This window comes from Sinorhizobium mexicanum (assembly GCF_013488225.1).
Lineage (GTDB): Bacteria > Pseudomonadota > Alphaproteobacteria > Rhizobiales > Rhizobiaceae > Sinorhizobium > Sinorhizobium mexicanum.
The window spans coordinates 232,487-248,236 of the sequence record NZ_CP041238.1; the positions used below are offsets into that span (position 1 = coordinate 232,487).

Annotated in this window: 17 protein-coding genes; 10 read left to right on the plus strand and 7 right to left on the minus strand. The window is 63.2% G+C overall.

Features of this window, described 5'->3' with window-relative positions:
- Positions 1-42: 42 nt before the first annotated feature.
- The 4 genes from FKV68_RS01040 (at position 43) to FKV68_RS01055 (ending at position 4,594) form a co-directional block, all read left to right on the plus strand.
- Entirely contained in the window at positions 43-1,062 is a 1,020-nt protein-coding gene (locus FKV68_RS01040) for a glucokinase (RefSeq protein ID WP_180939716.1), read from the plus strand.
- 225 nt (positions 1,063-1,287) lie between these two features.
- Complete coding sequence (locus FKV68_RS01045) at positions 1,288-3,093, plus strand: ABC transporter ATP-binding protein (protein WP_180939717.1); 1,806 nt, start codon at positions 1,288-1,290, stop codon at positions 3,091-3,093.
- Positions 3,094-3,112: 19 nt separating this feature from the next.
- Positions 3,113-3,931: a 4-hydroxy-tetrahydrodipicolinate reductase gene (gene dapB / locus FKV68_RS01050; RefSeq protein ID WP_180939718.1), complete on the plus strand. Its 819-nt coding sequence runs from the start codon at positions 3,113-3,115 to the stop codon at positions 3,929-3,931.
- 27 nt (positions 3,932-3,958) lie between these two features.
- On the plus strand, positions 3,959-4,594 hold the full coding sequence (locus FKV68_RS01055) for a 2,3-bisphosphoglycerate-dependent phosphoglycerate mutase (RefSeq protein WP_180939719.1): 636 nt from the start codon (positions 3,959-3,961) through the stop codon (positions 4,592-4,594).
- A 43-nt stretch (positions 4,595-4,637) separates the two neighbouring features.
- Here FKV68_RS01055 and FKV68_RS01060 read toward each other — a convergent pair whose 3' ends face one another.
- On the minus strand, positions 4,638-5,510 hold the full coding sequence (locus tag FKV68_RS01060) for a methylated-DNA--[protein]-cysteine S-methyltransferase (protein ID WP_180939720.1): 873 nt from the start codon (positions 5,508-5,510) through the stop codon (positions 4,638-4,640).
- A 223-nt stretch (positions 5,511-5,733) separates the two neighbouring features.
- Entirely contained in the window at positions 5,734-6,231 is a 498-nt protein-coding gene (locus FKV68_RS01065) for a DUF2244 domain-containing protein (protein WP_180939721.1), read from the minus strand.
- A 22-nt stretch (positions 6,232-6,253) separates the two neighbouring features.
- Here FKV68_RS01065 and nth point away from each other — a divergent pair, with 22 nt between their 5' ends.
- Entirely contained in the window at positions 6,254-7,021 is a 768-nt protein-coding gene (nth, locus tag FKV68_RS01070; RefSeq protein WP_180939722.1) for an endonuclease III, read from the plus strand.
- 26 nt (positions 7,022-7,047) lie between these two features.
- Here nth and FKV68_RS01075 read toward each other — a convergent pair whose 3' ends face one another.
- On the minus strand, positions 7,048-7,635 hold the full coding sequence (locus tag FKV68_RS01075) for a TetR/AcrR family transcriptional regulator (RefSeq protein WP_180939723.1): 588 nt from the start codon (positions 7,633-7,635) through the stop codon (positions 7,048-7,050).
- Between the two features lie 65 nt (positions 7,636-7,700).
- On the opposite strand from FKV68_RS01075, the gene FKV68_RS01080 reads away from it, so the two are divergent.
- Positions 7,701-8,126 carry a VOC family protein gene (locus FKV68_RS01080; RefSeq protein ID WP_180939724.1) on the plus strand — a complete coding sequence of 142 codons (426 nt, stop codon included), beginning with the start codon at positions 7,701-7,703 and terminating at the stop codon, positions 8,124-8,126.
- Between the two features lie 184 nt (positions 8,127-8,310).
- On the plus strand, positions 8,311-9,303 hold the full coding sequence (locus FKV68_RS01085) for an adenosine kinase (RefSeq protein WP_180939725.1): 993 nt from the start codon (positions 8,311-8,313) through the stop codon (positions 9,301-9,303).
- Between the two features lie 98 nt (positions 9,304-9,401).
- On the opposite strand, the gene FKV68_RS01090 is transcribed toward FKV68_RS01085, so the two are convergent.
- Complete coding sequence (locus FKV68_RS01090) at positions 9,402-9,953, minus strand: SH3 domain-containing protein (protein ID WP_180939726.1); 552 nt, start codon at positions 9,951-9,953, stop codon at positions 9,402-9,404.
- A gap of 184 nt (positions 9,954-10,137) precedes the next feature.
- Here FKV68_RS01090 and FKV68_RS01095 point away from each other — a divergent pair, with 184 nt between their 5' ends.
- Entirely contained in the window at positions 10,138-11,142 is a 1,005-nt protein-coding gene (locus tag FKV68_RS01095) for a 2-hydroxyacid dehydrogenase (protein ID WP_180939727.1), read from the plus strand.
- Positions 11,143-11,239: 97 nt separating this feature from the next.
- On the opposite strand, the gene FKV68_RS01100 is transcribed toward FKV68_RS01095, so the two are convergent.
- From FKV68_RS01100 to recF, 3 genes are all read right to left on the minus strand, one after another.
- The gene (locus tag FKV68_RS01100) at positions 11,240-11,749 is read right to left on the minus strand and encodes a GNAT family N-acetyltransferase (RefSeq protein ID WP_180939728.1); all 510 of its coding nucleotides are present in this window, start codon (positions 11,747-11,749) and stop codon (positions 11,240-11,242) included.
- Between the two features lie 7 nt (positions 11,750-11,756).
- Complete coding sequence (locus tag FKV68_RS01105; RefSeq protein ID WP_180939729.1) at positions 11,757-12,521, minus strand: molybdopterin-synthase adenylyltransferase MoeB; 765 nt, start codon at positions 12,519-12,521, stop codon at positions 11,757-11,759.
- 133 nt (positions 12,522-12,654) lie between these two features.
- Positions 12,655-13,779 carry a DNA replication/repair protein RecF gene (gene recF / locus FKV68_RS01110; RefSeq protein ID WP_180939730.1) on the minus strand — a complete coding sequence of 375 codons (1,125 nt, stop codon included), beginning with the start codon at positions 13,777-13,779 and terminating at the stop codon, positions 12,655-12,657.
- 265 nt (positions 13,780-14,044) lie between these two features.
- On the opposite strand from recF, the gene FKV68_RS01115 reads away from it, so the two are divergent.
- Positions 14,045-14,689 (plus strand): DUF47 domain-containing protein, encoded by a 645-nt coding sequence (locus FKV68_RS01115; protein ID WP_180939731.1) that lies wholly within the window; start codon positions 14,045-14,047, stop codon positions 14,687-14,689.
- Positions 14,689-15,693 carry an inorganic phosphate transporter gene (locus FKV68_RS01120; RefSeq protein ID WP_180939732.1) on the plus strand — a complete coding sequence of 335 codons (1,005 nt, stop codon included), beginning with the start codon at positions 14,689-14,691 and terminating at the stop codon, positions 15,691-15,693. Before FKV68_RS01115 ends, FKV68_RS01120 begins: the two co-directional genes overlap by 1 nt.
- The last annotated feature ends 57 nt before the right edge of the window (positions 15,694-15,750 follow it).

The following is a 15,750-nucleotide window of genomic DNA, read 5'->3' on the forward strand; positions in this document are numbered from 1 at the left end:
CAATCACGAACATTCCACATCGCGATCAGGACGGATTTTGCAATGCTTAGTGCGGGTGACCACGGCTTTCCCTTTCCGATACTGATCGGCGACATCGGTGGAACGAACGCCCGCTTCGCCCTGCTGGTTGACACCTATGCAGAACCGAAGCAACTGCCGCCGATCAAGACGGGCGATTTCCCGACGATCGAGGAGGCGATGCAGAAGAGCATCCTCGACAAGACGTCCGTTCAGCCTCGCTCGGCGATCCTGGCGGTCGCGGGCCCGATCAAGGGCGACGAGATTCCCCTGACGAATGCCGGTTGGGTGATTCGGCCTAAGGACATGCTGGCAAGCCTCGGTCTCGCTGACGTGCTGATCATCAACGACTTCGAGGCGCAGGCGCTGGCGGTCGCGACACCCGCCGACGAGGATCTCGTCCAGATCGGCGGAGGCAGCATCCGCCCATCGTCGTCGCGGGTCGTGCTCGGTCCCGGAACGGGGCTTGGCGTTGCAGGCCTGGTATTCGCGCAGCACACCTGGATTCCCGTCCCCGGCGAGGGTGGCCATGTCGACATCGGTCCGCGCACAGAACGCGATTTCCGGATATGGCCCTTCCTGGAGCCGATCGAAGGCCGCATGGCCGGCGAGCAGATCCTGTGCGGGCGCGGCATCATGAACCTTTACCGCGCTGTCTGCGCCGCGGATGGTGAGGAGCCGGTACTGGCCGACCAGGCGGCGGTGACGACCAGCGCACTTTCCGGGTCGGATCCGACGGCTGTCGAGACGGTATCGCTCTTCAGCACCTATCTCGGCCGCGTCGCCGGCGATATGGCGATGATATTCATGGCACGCGGCGGCGTGTTCCTGGCGGGCGGCATCTCGCAGAAGATACTGCCGGCTTTGATGCGGCCGGAATTCCGCGCCGCCTTCGAGGACAAGGCACCGCATTCTGCATTGATGCGAACGATCCCGACTTTCGCCGTCGTCCATCCGATGGCCGCACTTTCCGGTCTCTCTGCCTTCGCGCGCACCCCGAGAGACTTTGGTGTTGCAACTGAGGGACGGCGCTGGAGAAGCTGACCGACCGATTGTTCGCAAAGACTCGCCAAAACGGCATCAAAGCACTATAGAGCCCCGGACGGGCGATGCCGGTACACGGAACGCTGGAGCGGGATGAGGAAAAGTGTGCGCGGTCTTCCGCCCGCATCCTGCTCTAACTTATTGGAATCGATCACGTTCATGATTTTAGGTCGATTGGACCTGAAATCATCGTGATCTAGAGCGACCTCAGGGAAGACGGGCTTATTGGACGCCAAGAATAAAAAGCAGCGCGCGGTCGATTCCGATACGATTACCGGAATCCTGAGGCGCGTCATTGCCGAAAACGGCCGCGACCACATCCGGGGCTATGCCTTTGCCATCGCCTGCCTGGTGGTTGTGGCGGCGACGACCGGCTTCACGGCCTGGATCATGGAAACCGTGATCAACGAGGCCTTCGCCAACAGGCGCGCCGATATCGTGCTGTGGATCTGCCTCGCGATCTTCGCGGCCTTCGTCCTGCGCGGTCTGGCGACCTACGGGCAGGCGGTCGCGCTCTCGAAGATCGGCAACAATATCGTCGCGCGCTACCAGCGCCGGCTTTACGCCCATCTGATGGCGCTCAGCGTCGGCTATTTCCATGACATGCGCTCCGCGCAGCTTGCCGCCAAGATCAGCCAGAATGTCAGCGGCATCCGCGACGTGCTCAACATGACGGTGACGTCGATCGCCCGCGACTTCCTTACCCTGATCGGGCTCGTCGGAGTCATGTTCAGCAAGGACTGGCTGCTCTCGCTCATCGTCTTCTTCGTCGCGCCGCCGCTGCTTCTCGGCCTGCGTTACATCTCGAAGCGCCTGCGCCTGGCGACGCGCGAGGCCGTCGAGGTCAACAGCCGCGTGCTCGGCGCCATGCAGGAAACCATCCAGGGCATTTCCATCGTCAAGGCCTTCACGATGGAAAACGAGCTGCGCCGCAAGGTCGAGACGATCATAGACCGGGCGGAGAACCGGGCAAACCGGATCGCGCGGCTCAGCGAACGCACGGCGCCGATGACGGAAACCTTCGCCGGCTTGGCGATTTCGTCGGTGCTTGCCTATTCGGCTTTCCGCACGATCTACGGCAACGTCCCGCCGGGCGCGTTCTTCGCCTTCGTCACGGCCCTCTTGATGGCCTATGACCCGGCCCGGCGTCTCGCGCGCCTGCAGGTGTCGCTGGAGCGCGCGGCCGTCAACGCACGCATGATCTACGAGATTCTCGACACGGTTCCGCATCAGCGCGATCGTCCCGACGCAACCGAAATCAGGCTCGGCGAAGCGACCATCGAACTGTGCGACGTGCGCTTTGCCTACGGCAGCGGCGACGAGATCCTGAAGGGGGTCAGCTTCCGTGCCGAGGGCGGCAAGACCACGGCGCTGGTCGGCCCTTCGGGTGCCGGAAAGTCGACCATCATCAGCCTCATCCCGCGGTTCTACGATCCGAAGTCCGGGCAGATTCTCATCGACGGACAGGATATCGCCGGCGTCACAAAGCAGTCGCTCCGCAACGGCCTCGCCTATGTCTCGCAGCAGCCGTACCTCTTCGAAGGCTCGATCCGCGACAACATTCGCTATGGCCGGCCGGAAGCCACGGACGCGGAAATCGAGGAGGCGGCACGGCTCGCCTACGCCCACGATTTCATCCTGGCGCAACCGCAGGGCTACGATACGCCGGTCGGCGAGAACGGCGTGACGCTATCGGGCGGCCAGCGCCAGCGGCTGTCGATTGCCCGCGCACTTGTGCGCAATGCGCCGATCCTCCTTCTCGACGAAGCGACTTCCGCCCTCGACACCGAGTCCGAGGCTGCGGTGCAGAAGGCGCTCGATCGGGCGATGAGCGGCCGCACGGTGATCGTCATCGCTCACCGGCTTTCGACAGTCGTCAACGCCGACAAGATCATCGTCATGAAGGACGGCACGGTCGTTGAGGAAGGCACCCATGACGAGCTTGCGCAGCGTCCGGACGGCCTCTACGCTCGGCTGCACAACCTGCACGGCAGCGCCTCGGATATGACGGCGGAAGACGCAATCCTATAGAAACCAAGGGAATTCGACGATGAGCGAAACGGATATGAAGCTCGTGGTGGTCGGCGCGGCCGGCCGTATGGGCCAGACACTGATCCGGATCGTTCATGGCATGGCCGGCGTGTGCCTTCATGCCGCGGTGGAGCGGCCGGGCTCGCCGTTCATCGGCCGTGATGCCGGCGAACTCGCCGGGCTGGGGCCAATCGATGTCGCCATTGCCGACAAGCCGCTGGAAGCCTTCGTCGAGGCAGAAGGCGTTCTCGATTTCACGTCGCCCGCAGCCACGGTCGAATTCGCCGGCCTGGCAGCGCAGGCGCGCATCGTCCACGTCATCGGCACCACCGGCTGCTCGGCCGACGACGACGCGAAGATCCGCGCAGCGGCGCGGCACGCGCGCGTCATCAAGTCGGGCAATATGAGCCTCGGCGTCAATCTTCTCGGCGTTTTGACTGAGCAGGCGGCGCGCGCCCTGAAGGCGGCGGATTGGGACATCGAAATCCTGGAAATGCACCACAAGCACAAGGTTGATGCGCCGTCAGGCACGGCGCTGCTGCTTGGAGAGGCGGCGGCCAAGGGCCGCGGTATCGAGCTTGCGGATCATTCAGTGCGGGTCAGGGACGGCCACACCGGAGCACGCCCGGAAGGGGCGATCGGTTTTGCGACGCTGCGCGGCGGCTCGGTCGTCGGTGAACATTCGGTCATTCTCGCGGGCGAGGGCGAGCAGGTCACTCTTTCCCACAGCGCCACCGATCGCTCGATCTTCGCGCGCGGCGCGGTCACGGCCGCCCTTTGGGGGCGCAGCCAGAAGCCCGGCTTCTATTCCATGCTCGATGTTCTCGGGCTCAACTGACACTCAAATCTTTCAAGAGGAAATGAAATGAGCGGCACCCTCGTTCTCGTTCGGCATGGCCAGAGCGATTGGAACCTGAAGAACCTGTTCACCGGCTGGCGTGACCCGGACCTGACCGAGCTCGGCGTCGAGGAAGCAAAAGCCGGCGGCAAGGCGCTCGCCGAGTACGGCATCAAGTTCGACATCGCCTTCACCTCTTCCCTTGTCCGCGCCCAGCGCACCTGCCAGTTCGTGCTTGATGCTGTCGGCCAGTCCTCGCTTGAAACCATCCGTGACCAGGCGCTGAACGAGCGCGACTACGGCGATCTTTCCGGCCTCAACAAGGACGACGCACGCGCCAAATGGGGCGAGGAGCAGGTGCATGTCTGGCGCCGCTCCTACGATGTCCCGCCGCCCGGCGGCGAGAGCCTGCGCGACACCGGCGCGCGCGTCTGGCCCTATTATCTCACCGACATCCTGCCGCGCGTGCTTTCGGGCCAGACGGTGCTCATCGCCGCCCACGGCAACTCGCTGCGTTCGCTCGTCATGGTGCTCGACAAGTTGACCAAGGAGCAGATCCTCAAGCTCAACCTCGCGACGGGCGTGCCGATGGTCTACAAGCTGAATGCGGATTCCACCGTCGCATCGAAGGAAGTGCTGGGCGACATGTCCGGCGCGCATTGAGGGGCCTTCATATCAGCAAAAAGGGACGCGGCGTCCCTTTTTATCAACCCTTGCCCGCTTCCCAGCCGAGGATCGCGCGCTTGCGCGTCAGGCCCCAGTGGTAGCCGGTGAGATCGCCGCTCTTGCCGAGCGCACGATGGCAGGGCACGACGAAGGAGATCGGGTTGCGTCCGACGGCTGCGCCGACGGCGCGCGACGCGGTCGGTTGGCCGATCTCGTCGGCAATCTTCGAATAGGTGGTCGCCTTTCCGAGCGGGATGTTCAAGAGTGCCTGCCACACCCGGATCTGGAAATCCGAGCCGATCAGGAAGATTTGCAGTGGCTCCTCCGCACACCAGCGCTCGGGATCGAAGATGCGGGCGGCATAGCGCGCCGTTGCCGCACTGTCCTCGACATAGTTCGCCTTGGGCCACCGGCTGGCCATATCGTCGAAGCTCGACCGTTCCTCGCCGGAATCGGCAAAGGCAAGTCCGGCAAGGCCGCGCTCGGTGACCATGACGAGCGCTGTCCCAAAAGGCGAGGGATGGAAGCCGTAGCGAATGGTGAGCCCGAAGCCGCGCGCCTTCCATTCGCCAGGCGACATTGCCTCATGCGTGACGAACAGGTCGTGCAGGCGGCTGGGACCGGAAAGACCCACTTCGATGCTGGTCTCCAGCAACGGCATCTCCTCCTGCCGCAGCAACCGTTTGGCGTGATCGAGCGTCACTGCCTGGAGGAAGGCCTTGGGCGAAAGCCCCGCCCAGCGGGTGAAGGTCTTCTGCAATTGCGTCGGCGACTGGCCGAGGCGGCTGGCGACCGTTTCAAGCGATGGCTGGTCGCGGTAATCCTCCGTCAGCATCTCGATCACGCGGCTCACCGTATCGTAATCGGTGCCTTCGGGAGTGATGTCGGTCGGAATGGATGTAACAACGTTCATGATCGCCTCCTGTCAGCCTACAGGTAATCCTCTGGCGGGCGGATAACCACCCGATTCTTGTGAGCATCGGCGCTACTGCATGTTTCCCTAAACCGTACGCGATTTAAGGAAACATGCAGCAATTCAAAGTGCTACAGCGTCCTTTGCGCGTCCGATAAGACGCGCGGCGCTGTAGGCAATGAAAACTGCGTGCGTTTTGCCGCCCAATTGCGCCCCTGCAAAATCAGCGTCGGCGGGCGGTCGCGAGCGCGCGGGCAAAGGCGAGGGCGAAGGTTTCGCGGTCGTCGCGATTGAGGAAGGAGCCGACATCGGTCTGGCGGCCGCCACCGATGATCCACATCGAAACGATGCCGATCTCCTGGTGCCGCTTGATGCTGAATCGTGCCCAGAACGGATTGAAGCGATGCTCGGTCATTCTCCCCGATGGCGCGAATTTCTTCACGGACACGTCGGTCCGCGAGATGCTGACCTCCTCCCGGGCGCGTGCGGAGCGATAGTTTAGCCAGAAGGCGCCGAAGAGCAGGACGAAGTCCAGACCGAAGAAGAAGACGATCGGCCATGCACCGATGACCAGGAACACGAATATGTGCACGAGGCTCATCGCGCCTGCGATCATTAGAAGGACCTTGAACCCCTTGAGGCCGAGTGAACGGTATGGCGTGAGCTCGGCAGCGAAGATCGGCTGGTCGTTGATGGAGGTCTCGGCGTTGCCTTCGGTCATGACCAATGACTATAGATGCAGCATGAAGAACGTGAAGCCGAAATCACCGAAGCAACCGTCAAAATCGAATGCAGTCCGCCTGGCCCGGCGGCAACGCAGTGTCTACAACGTGGCCGAGGTCGAGGAGATCTTCCGCCGCTTCTCCGTGCAGCGCCCCGAGCCTAGGGGCGAACTCGAGCACGTCAATCCATTCACGCTGGTGGTGGCGGTCGCGCTTTCGGCCCAGGCGACCGACGCTGGCGTCAACAAGGCGACGCGCGCGCTCTTTGCCGTCGCCGATACGCCGCAAAAGATGCTGGCGTTGGGTGAGGAAAAGGTTCGCGACTATATCAAGACGATCGGGCTTTACCGCAACAAAGCGAAAAACGTCATCGCTCTGTCGGAGAAACTGATCGCCGATTTCGGCGGTGAGGTACCTCGCACGCGGGAAGAACTGGTGACCCTGCCGGGCGTCGGGCGCAAGACCGCCAATGTTGTCCTGTCGATGGCTTTCGGCCAGCCGACGATCGCCGTCGACACGCACATCTTCCGCATCGCCAATCGCATTCGCCTGGCGCCGGGCAGGACGCCGGACGAGGTGGAGGCGCATCTCTCGCGCGTCATCCCGGAGGCCTATCTTTACCACGCGCACCATTGGCTGATCCTGCATGGCCGGTACGTTTGCAAGGCACGCCGGCCGGAATGCGAGCGCTGTGTCATCGCCGACCTCTGTAAGTCTCCGGAAAAAACGTGCGATATCCCGGCCCCATTGGTCGAGCTGCCGCCGCAGGTCGTGCCCGTCGCCGGCTGATATGTCACGGCGGCGAGGCGGCGATGTCAGGGCGCGATCAGACGGTCGACCAGATCGGTGATTGCATTCATATAGACCGCACGAGCGGCGCCTTCTTCGATCTCGATTGCGGCCCGATCGAAGGCGGCGGAAAGCAGGATGGCCGTCGCGGCCAGGACTGTGCTGTCGATGCGGCGCGGCGCAATCGCGGCCTTCAGGCCTTCCTCCAGCGTGCGCTGCGCGTGGGCCGCGTCGATCGCCGCCGCCTCTTTCGTTCCGAGAACGGCAGGGCCGTCGAGCAGCAGCAGGCGCACCCTGCCGGGTATCGCCATCGCGTCGAAATAACCGCCGGCCCCGGAGACGAGCGCATCGCGCGTCGAGAGATGGGTGTCGGCGGATTGTTCGATCGCCGCGGCGACCTCCCGTGCCTCCCGTTCGACGACAGCCCGAAACAACGCCTTCTTGTCCTCGAAGTGGTGATAGAGCGCGCCGCGCGTCAGCCCCGCTGCGGCAACGACGTCAGGTGTTGCGGTGTCCGCGTATCCCCGGACGACAAAGAGCTCGCGGGCGGCGTCGAGGATTGCGGTTCGCGTGGCGTCGGATCGATCTCGGTTCGAGCGTCGAGTCTGTTGCATACATGCAGCCTGTATGTTAATTAGATACATACAGATTGTATGAAAAAAAGTGCAGGAGGGAAAGCATGAAGACGACGAGCTATTACCCGGTCATCATGACGAACGACGTTCAGGCGACGTCGGATTTCTATACGAGGCACTTCCGCTTCGAGGCGCTTTTCACGAGCGACTGGTACATGCATCTCCAATCGACAGAGGACGAGCATGTGACCCTCGCCGTTCTGGACTATCGCCATGAAACCATACCGGAAGCGTCGCGAGCGCCGGTTCGTGGCTTGCTCCTGAACTTCGAGGTCGACGATCCCGACCAGGTCTATGCGGAGGCGCAGGCCGCAGGACTTCCCATACTCAAGCAGATTTGCGACGAGGACTTCGGCCAACGTCATTTCATCACCGCCGACCCAAACGGCGTCATGATCGATGTCATCAAGCCCATTCCGCCGAGCGCGGAATTTGCCGCCGCCTACGACGCCGGGGCGCTGCCTGTCTGATCGCATGCATTTTCGCCCCTGTGCCCTGAAATTGGAGCCGATTTTAAGGGCGGAACATATCGCGTCCGAAGTTCTGCAGCGAACTTTGTGCGTCTGAAAAGACGCGCGGTGCCTTAGTGACTTCCAAATGGCCGGAAAACCGGTATTAACGGAGACCGGCCATTCAGGAAACCGGACGGAGTTCATGACAAAATACGATGTGCTGACGATCGGCAACGCGATCGTCGATATCATTGCGCGCTGCGATGACAGCTTTCTTGTGGAGAACGGTATCATCAAGGGCGCGATGAACCTCATCGACGCGAATCGGGCCGAGTTGCTGTATTCGCGGATGGGCCCGGCGGTTGAAGCGTCCGGCGGCAGCGCCGGCAACACGGCGGCCGGTGTCGCGAGCTTTGGCGGGCGGGCGGCCTATTTCGGCAAGATCGCCAGCGACCAGCTCGGCGACATCTTCACGCACGACATCCGGGCGCAGGGCGTCTACTTCCAGACCAAGCCGCTGGAAAGTCTGCCGCCGACCGCGCGCTCGATGATCTTCGTGACCGGGGACGGCGAGCGGTCGATGAACACCTATCTCGGCGCCTGCGTCGAACTCGGCCCCGAAGACGTCGAGGAGGATGTAGTCGCACAATCCAAGGTCACCTATTTCGAAGGTTACCTGTGGGACCCGCCGCGCGCGAAGGATGCGATCCGCGAGGCGGCTCGAATCGCTCATGCAAACGGCCGCGAAACGGCCATGACGCTCTCGGACAGTTTCTGCGTCCATCGCTATCGCGAAGAGTTCCTCGACCTGATGCGTTCCGGCACGGTGGACATCGTTTTTGCCAACAAACAGGAAGCGCTGGCGCTTTACGAGACGGAGGATTTCGATCTCGCGCTCGACAGGCTGGCAAGGGACTGCAAGTTGGCTGCCGTCACATTGAGCGAGGAAGGCTCCGTCATCGTGCGCGGCGCCGAGCGCGTGCGCGTCGGCGCGAGTGCCATCGAGGAGGTGGTCGACACCACGGGTGCTGGCGATCTCTATGCAGCCGGTTTCCTCTTTGGCTATACAGCAGGTCGCTCGCTCGAAGATTGCAGCAGGCTCGGGAATCTGGCCGCGGGCATCGTGATCGGCCAGATCGGTCCGCGCCCGATGGTCTCGCTTGCCAGCGTCGCCAGGCAAGCCGCTCTCGTCTAGATCACGATGATTTTAAAGGGGGCTGAGTGGGCGCCGCGAGTCCCCTTCGCCCCCTGCGAGTGCGGGCAGGCGGATGAGGGGCTTTCGCTTGCCGCTGCTTACTTGAACGCTTCGCCCGGATAGGCACCCCAGAGTTCGCCCTGAGCGATCCAGCCTTCGACGCCTTGGGTTTCGGCGTGGCACCAGTCGCCATTGCATTCCCCGATCTGCAGCACGACGCCTGGTTCCATCCGCGCGATGATCGGCGCTGTGCTTTGAGGGTCGCGCCGGAGGTTGACGAAGATGCCTTCGCCCTTGCCGCGCATCCACGGGGCGGCAAGCGCAGTCCGGTCGCCGGAAAGCAGCGCCTGGTTCACCCACCCCTCCGTCCCGTCCGCGTCGCGGATGCGGCGCCAGTTGTCATATTCCTGGATGATTTCCACCGGCACGCCGGACTTGAGGTAGCGGAACGCCACCGCGTAGTCGAGGCTCGGACCGATCCGCAGGTTGACGCTCTTCGACTTCAGGCTGACGAAGCGCGGCAGCGGCAGGCCGCTCGCGCCTTTCGCCGCCTGGGCAAAGGCGCCGGAGGTCATCACGGCAATCCCGATGCAGGCGGCTACCAACACGGTCGAGAAGCTGGAAACGACATCACGCATGACGAAGCTCATATTCCGATGGCAGCGAAGCCTTGAAGGCGCACTTTGATCTGGCCCGTCGGCTTGGGGGGCAAATCCGGTGTCAGGCAGTGACTTTCAATTGTCTTCGCCACCGGGTCTGGTAGAAATTGCGACTACAGGGAGAAACTATCACCCAACTTGGTTAAGGACCCGTGAACGAGGGCCGCGCATAGCGATGACAAGCAAGAAGAAGCCAACGGTCTACATCACCCGGAAATTGCCGGATGTCGTCGAAACCCGCATGCGCGAACTCTTCGACGCAGAGCTGAATGTCGACGACACGCCGCGCAGCCAGCCGGAGCTGGTTGCCGCGGTCAAGCGGGTCGATGTGCTCGTGCCGACGGTGACGGACCGAATCGACGCCGCTCTGATCGAGCAGGCGGGGCCGCAGTTGCGGCTGATTGCGGCCTTCTCGAACGGTGTCGACAACATCGATGTCGACGCGGCCGCTCGAAGGGGCATCACCGTCACCAACACCCCGAACGTGCTTACCGAAGACACGGCCGACATGACCATGGCGCTCATCCTCGCGGTGCCGCGGCGGCTCGCCGAGGGTGCGCAGATCCTGACCGATCGCAAGGGGGAATGGGCGGGCTGGTCGCCGACGTGGATGCTCGGCCGCCGTATCGCCGGCAAACGCATCGGCATCGTCGGCATGGGCCGGATCGGCACCGCCGTCGCCCGCCGCGCCAAGGCCTTCGGACTTTCGATCCACTACCACAACCGTCACCGGGTCAAGCCCGAGACCGAGGAAATGCTCGAGGCGACCTATTGGGACAGCCTCGACCAGATGCTTGCGCGCGTCGATATAGTCTCGGTGAACTGCCCCTCGACGCCCGCGACCTTCCATTTGCTGTCGGCGCGCCGGCTGGCGCTGATGCGACCGGACAGCTACATCGTCAACACCGCGCGCGGGGGCATCATCGACGAGACGGCGCTGATCAAGTGCATCAGGGAAGGCAAGATTGCAGGCGCCGGGCTCGATGTTTTCGAGAACGAACCGGCGGTGAGCCCCAAGCTCGTCAAGCTCGCCGGCGAAGGCAAGGTTGTGCTCCTGCCGCATATGAGCTCCGCGACCCTCGAAGGCCGTATCGACATGGGTGAAAAGGTGGTGATCAACATCCGCACCTTCTTCGACGGTCACCGCCCGCCGGATCGCGTGCTGCCGGGGCGGGATTAGCAAAGCGCAGCGGTTCTGCCCCTCTTCCGCCTGACGGCACCTCCCCGCAAGCGGGGCGAACGGACTATGGCGCGCCGCCCAAGTTCCCTCTCCCAGCTTAGGGGCAAAGGTGGCGGCGGCTGGACATTGCTTGGCAGTTCTGAACGACTTTCCGCATTTCGATCGACGTCGGATGCGTGAAGCCGGGATGGGACGAACGGCCGGTTTCGAGGAAACCCCAGGCCGCGAAGGTCGCATGGTTCTCGGAAAGCTCGATGCGCGTCTGCAGCCGCAGGGCGGAAAGTTTCAGTTCGCGTGCCGTTTCCTCGGCAGCGCCGAGCAGCATGCGCCCCACGCCCTTTCCCTGAGCATTGGGAGCGACGGCGAGCTTGCCGATATAGAGGGAATCGGGCTCAGGCTTGCAGAAGACGCAACCGAGGATATCTCCGGCAGTGACGATGGCGAAGGCAATCTCGTCTTCCGCCTTTCGACGGAGCGCTTCCGGCGTCAGCGCATGCGCGGAAGAAGGCGGATCGATCCGTCCGGCCATATAGGCGAAGGATGAGAGGATCAGCGCCAGCAATTCTTCAAAGCGATCGAAGCGGCCGTCGATGCGAATCACCTCCATGGCACCCTCAAGCCGCGCCGCGACGATACCGGATCGTACTGAACTGCGCGGCGAGCGCATCGTAGAGCAGCAGCCGGCCGACGAGCGGCTCGCCGATCCCGGTAATGAGTTTGATCGCCTCCATCGCCTGCAGCGTGCCGATGACCCCGGTCAAGGCGCCCAGCACGCCGGCCTCGGCACAGGAGGGAACCACGCCCGGCGGGGGAGGGGCGGGAAAGAGGTCGCGATAGGACGGGTTCGGATGGCCGTCGGTATCGGTTTCGTAGGGTTTCAGCACGGTAACCGATCCGTCGAAGCGGCCGACGGCGCCGGTGACCAGCGGTACCTGCACCACTTCGGCCGTGTCCGCCGCGAGATAACGCGTATCGAAATTGTCCGAACCATCGATGACGAGATGGTAGTGGCGGAAGATCTCCTCGGCATTTCCGGCCTCGAGCCGCGTGTGATGCATCGTGGCCGTCACGTGCGGGTTCAGCGCATTGACTGCCAGCACGGCGCTTTCGACCTTGGGCCGGCCGATATCCGCGGTTGCGTGAATGACCTGCCGCTGCAGGTTCGACAGCGACACGACGTCGTCGTCGATGACGCCGAGTGTTCCGACACCGGCGGCGGCAAGGTACTGCAGCACAGGCGCGCCGAGGCCGCCCGCGCCGATGACAAGCACCCGCGCCGCCTTCAGCTTCTGCTGCCCCGCACCACCCACTTCCGGCAGGACGATGTGGCGCGCGTAGCGGGCGATTTCCGCGGTGTCGAGCTTTGCGTCGATCGTCATTCAGAGCCTCTTTCCGCAGGCGGTGATGATTTTGAACTGCTGCAATTCGAAATCATGAGCGTGATCTGTCCCAAGACATTGAGTGCAGGATGCAAGCGCAGGGCCGTCGATGCATCTTTCCAAGAAACAAGTCTCACCCGGAAACCTGCCCGTTGGCAACGGTCAGGAAGCGCCCGCGTTCGCCAAGTGCTGCAAACATGGTGCGGTCGGTACCGGTCATGAAGGCTTGGCCGCCGAGGCCGTCGACGAGGTCGAAGAGCGCTGCCCGCCGCCCCTCGTCGAGATGGGCGGCGATTTCGTCGAGCAGCAGCACGGGCGCATGGCCGGTAATGTCGCCGACAAGCCGGGCATGGGCGAGCACCAGGCCGACCAGCAGCGCCTTCTGCTCGCCGGTCGAGCACCGCTCGGCTTCCATGTTCTTTTCACGGTGGCGAATCAAAAGGTCGCTGCGATGGGGACCATCGAGCGTGCGGCCGGCTGCGGCATCGCGACCACGGCCTTCGAGCAGCATCGCCAAGTATCGTTCTTCGAGATCGTAGGCCGGCAGGCCGTGGAGATCGTCGAGGAAGCCCGCGAGCGCCAGCGTCGCGGAAGGAAATGTGCCCTCGCTTTGGCTTCTTTCGACAAGCGCTGTCAGCAGGCCTAGCATTTCGAGGCGCGCCAGCTGCATGGATACCCCCAGCCCGGCCATTTCACGCTCGATCGCCGAAAGCCAGGCGGGGTCTGGCCGAAACTCCGTGAGCAGCCGGTTGCGACTGCGCATCGCACGCTCGAACTCGCCGGCGCGCCGCCCGTGCCCCGGGTCGAGCGAGAGTACCAGCCGGTCGAGAAACCGCCTGCGATCGGCAGACGGGCCGGTGAAGAGGCCGTCCATCGCCGGCGTCAGCCAGAGCACGCGCAGATGGTCGGTCAACTCGTCGACCGTCCTGGCCGGCGTGCCGTTGAGCCGCAGGCGGCGCGCCTGGCCGTCCTCGGCGCCCGCCGTGCCCGTGCCGATTTCCACGGATCCCTCCATGCCTTCGACCGCCGCAAAGACCGAAAATCCGTCGGCCGCTCCAACGCGCGCGACATCGCCATAGGCGGCACGGCGCAGGCCGCGGCCGGGCGAGAGAAACGACACCGCTTCCATGAGGTTCGTCTTGCCCGCGCCGTTGTCGCCGGTCAGCACGACATGGCGCGCGTCGAGGTCGAGCGCCAGCGTCGCATAATTGCGAAAGTCGGTCAGTTTCAGGCGGTTGAGGAAGACCTTGTGCGGCATCTCGGGTCCGGATTCGACGTTTCTGTCAGGTAGGCCGAAAGCGAGGCCAAGGCAAGGCGAAAGGGCATTGGCCGCTCATCCGCCTGCGACGCTCCGCGGCGGGAAGGGAGTACGGGGGCAAAAAGGCGGCGTCCGCCTCGCGTCGCAGTTCCTTGTCCGCCAAATCCCCGGGGAAGTCTCGGTTTTCGTCCGCTTCAGAGCTTTCCCTAGGCAAGTCGGTGCAATATGACAGTTTTGTGACAATCGACAGTTGGATGGATCTGCAATGCTCGGCCTGTTTCGCAAGCTTCTCCCCCGTGAAGATCGATTCTTTGATCTTTTTGCGCAGCACTCGCGCACGGTCATGGGGGCGGCGGAAGCGCTGAATGCCTTGCTTGCCGGCGGACCGGACATCGATCGCCATTGCGATCGCATCGTCGCGCTCGAGCATGAGGCCGACGAGATCACCCGCGAAGTCCTGCTCGCGGTGCGCCGGAGCTTCATCACGCCCTTCGACCGTGGCGACATCAAGGATCTCATCCAGTCGATGGATGACGCGATCGACATGATGCACAAGACGGTAAAAACGATCCGGCTCTACGAGCAGAAAAGCTTCGATCCGGGCATGCAGGAAATGGGTGCCGCAGTGGTGCAGGCGGCCCATCTCGTTGCCGAGGCCATACCCCTGCTCAACCGGATCGGTGTGAATGCCCAACGCCTCACCACCATTGCCGAGGAGGTGACTCGCGTCGAGGGTCGTTCCGACGAGTTGCACGACCAAGGACTCAAGGACCTGTTCCGCCGCCACGGCGCCACCGATCCCATGGCCTATATCATCGGCAGCGAAATCTACGGCGAACTGGAGAAAGTCGTCGATCGCTTCGAGGATGTGGCGAACGAAATCAGCGGCATCGTGATCGAGAACGTCTGATGGTTGCGACGCTCGCCTTCCCGCTGCTCGTCGGGCTCATCGCCGTCGCCCTGCTCTTCGACTTCCTCAACGGACTGCACGACGCGGCCAACTCGATCGCAACCATCGTCTCGACTCGCGTCTTGAGGCCGCAATATGCGGTCCTCTGGGCGGCCTTCTTCAACTTCATCGCCTTCCTGTTCTTCGGGCTGCACGTGGCCGAAACGCTCGGGACCGGCATCATCGATCCGCACATCGTCACGCCGCAGGTCATCTTTGCGGCGTTGATGGGCGCGATCGTCTGGAACATCGCCACCTGGCTCTTCGGGATCCCTTCGAGTTCCTCCCACGCGCTCGTCGGCGGACTGGTCGGCGCGGGCCTTGCCAGCACCGGCTTCAGCGCAATCGTCTGGCAAGGGCTCCTGAAAACGGCCGGGGCGATCGTCATGTCGCCTGCCCTCGGTTTCTTCCTGGCGCTACTTCTTGTGCTGATCGTGGCGTGGCTCTTCGTGCGCCAGACGCCGTTCGCCGTCGACAGCACGTTCCGGGTTCTGCAGTTCGCTTCCGCTTCGTTCTATTCTCTTGGGCACGGCGGCAACGACGCGCAGAAGACCATGGGCATCATCGCCGTGCTGCTCTTTTCCCAAGGCTATCTCGGGCCGGAATTCTACGTACCCTTCTGGGTGGTCATCACCTGCCAGGCAGCGATTGCGCTTGGCACGTTGTTCGGCGGCTGGAGGATCGTGCATACGATGGGGTCGAAGATCACCAAGCTCAATCCGATGCAGGGATTCTGCGCCGAAACGGGCGGTGCCATCACCCTGTTCGGCGCCACCTGGCTCGGTATTCCGGTCTCGACCACCCACACGATCACCGGCGCCATCATCGGCGTAGGATCGGCACGGCGCGTCTCGGCCGTGCGCTGGGGCCTTGCCGGCAACATCGTCATCGCCTGGGTGATCACCATGCCCGCGGCTGCCATAATTGCCGCCGTTTCCTACTTCGTCGCCGGCCTGTTCGGCTGAAGCGTTTCAGGAAAGCGCGTAGCGGTTCCATCCGGAATAGCATCGGCTCGAAAGCGT

Bases quoted from the DNA above. Each gene is read 5' to 3' on its own strand.
- FKV68_RS01040 (WP_180939716.1), top strand. From the start codon at position 43: ATGCTTAGTGCGGGTGACCACGGCTTTCCCTTTCCGATACTGATCGGC.
- dapB (WP_180939718.1), top strand. From the start codon at position 3,113: ATGAGCGAAACGGATATGAAGCTCGTGGTGGTCGGCGCGGCCGGCCGT.
- FKV68_RS01055 (WP_180939719.1), top strand. From the start codon at position 3,959: ATGAGCGGCACCCTCGTTCTCGTTCGGCATGGCCAGAGCGATTGGAAC.
- FKV68_RS01060 (WP_180939720.1), bottom strand. From the start codon at position 5,510: ATGAACGTTGTTACATCCATTCCGACCGACATCACTCCCGAAGGCACC.
- FKV68_RS01065 (WP_180939721.1), bottom strand. From the start codon at position 6,231: ATGACCGAAGGCAACGCCGAGACCTCCATCAACGACCAGCCGATCTTC.
- nth (WP_180939722.1), top strand. From the start codon at position 6,254: ATGAAGAACGTGAAGCCGAAATCACCGAAGCAACCGTCAAAATCGAAT.
- FKV68_RS01075 (WP_180939723.1), bottom strand. From the start codon at position 7,635: ATGCAACAGACTCGACGCTCGAACCGAGATCGATCCGACGCCACGCGA.
- FKV68_RS01080 (WP_180939724.1), top strand. From the start codon at position 7,701: ATGAAGACGACGAGCTATTACCCGGTCATCATGACGAACGACGTTCAG.
- FKV68_RS01085 (WP_180939725.1), top strand. From the start codon at position 8,311: ATGACAAAATACGATGTGCTGACGATCGGCAACGCGATCGTCGATATC.
- FKV68_RS01090 (WP_180939726.1), bottom strand. From the start codon at position 9,953: ATGAGCTTCGTCATGCGTGATGTCGTTTCCAGCTTCTCGACCGTGTTG.
- FKV68_RS01095 (WP_180939727.1), top strand. From the start codon at position 10,138: ATGACAAGCAAGAAGAAGCCAACGGTCTACATCACCCGGAAATTGCCG.
- FKV68_RS01100 (WP_180939728.1), bottom strand. From the start codon at position 11,749: ATGGAGGTGATTCGCATCGACGGCCGCTTCGATCGCTTTGAAGAATTG.
- FKV68_RS01105 (WP_180939729.1), bottom strand. From the start codon at position 12,521: ATGACGATCGACGCAAAGCTCGACACCGCGGAAATCGCCCGCTACGCG.
- recF (WP_180939730.1), bottom strand. From the start codon at position 13,779: ATGCCGCACAAGGTCTTCCTCAACCGCCTGAAACTGACCGACTTTCGC.
- FKV68_RS01115 (WP_180939731.1), top strand. From the start codon at position 14,045: ATGCTCGGCCTGTTTCGCAAGCTTCTCCCCCGTGAAGATCGATTCTTT.
- FKV68_RS01120 (WP_180939732.1), top strand. From the start codon at position 14,689: ATGGTTGCGACGCTCGCCTTCCCGCTGCTCGTCGGGCTCATCGCCGTC.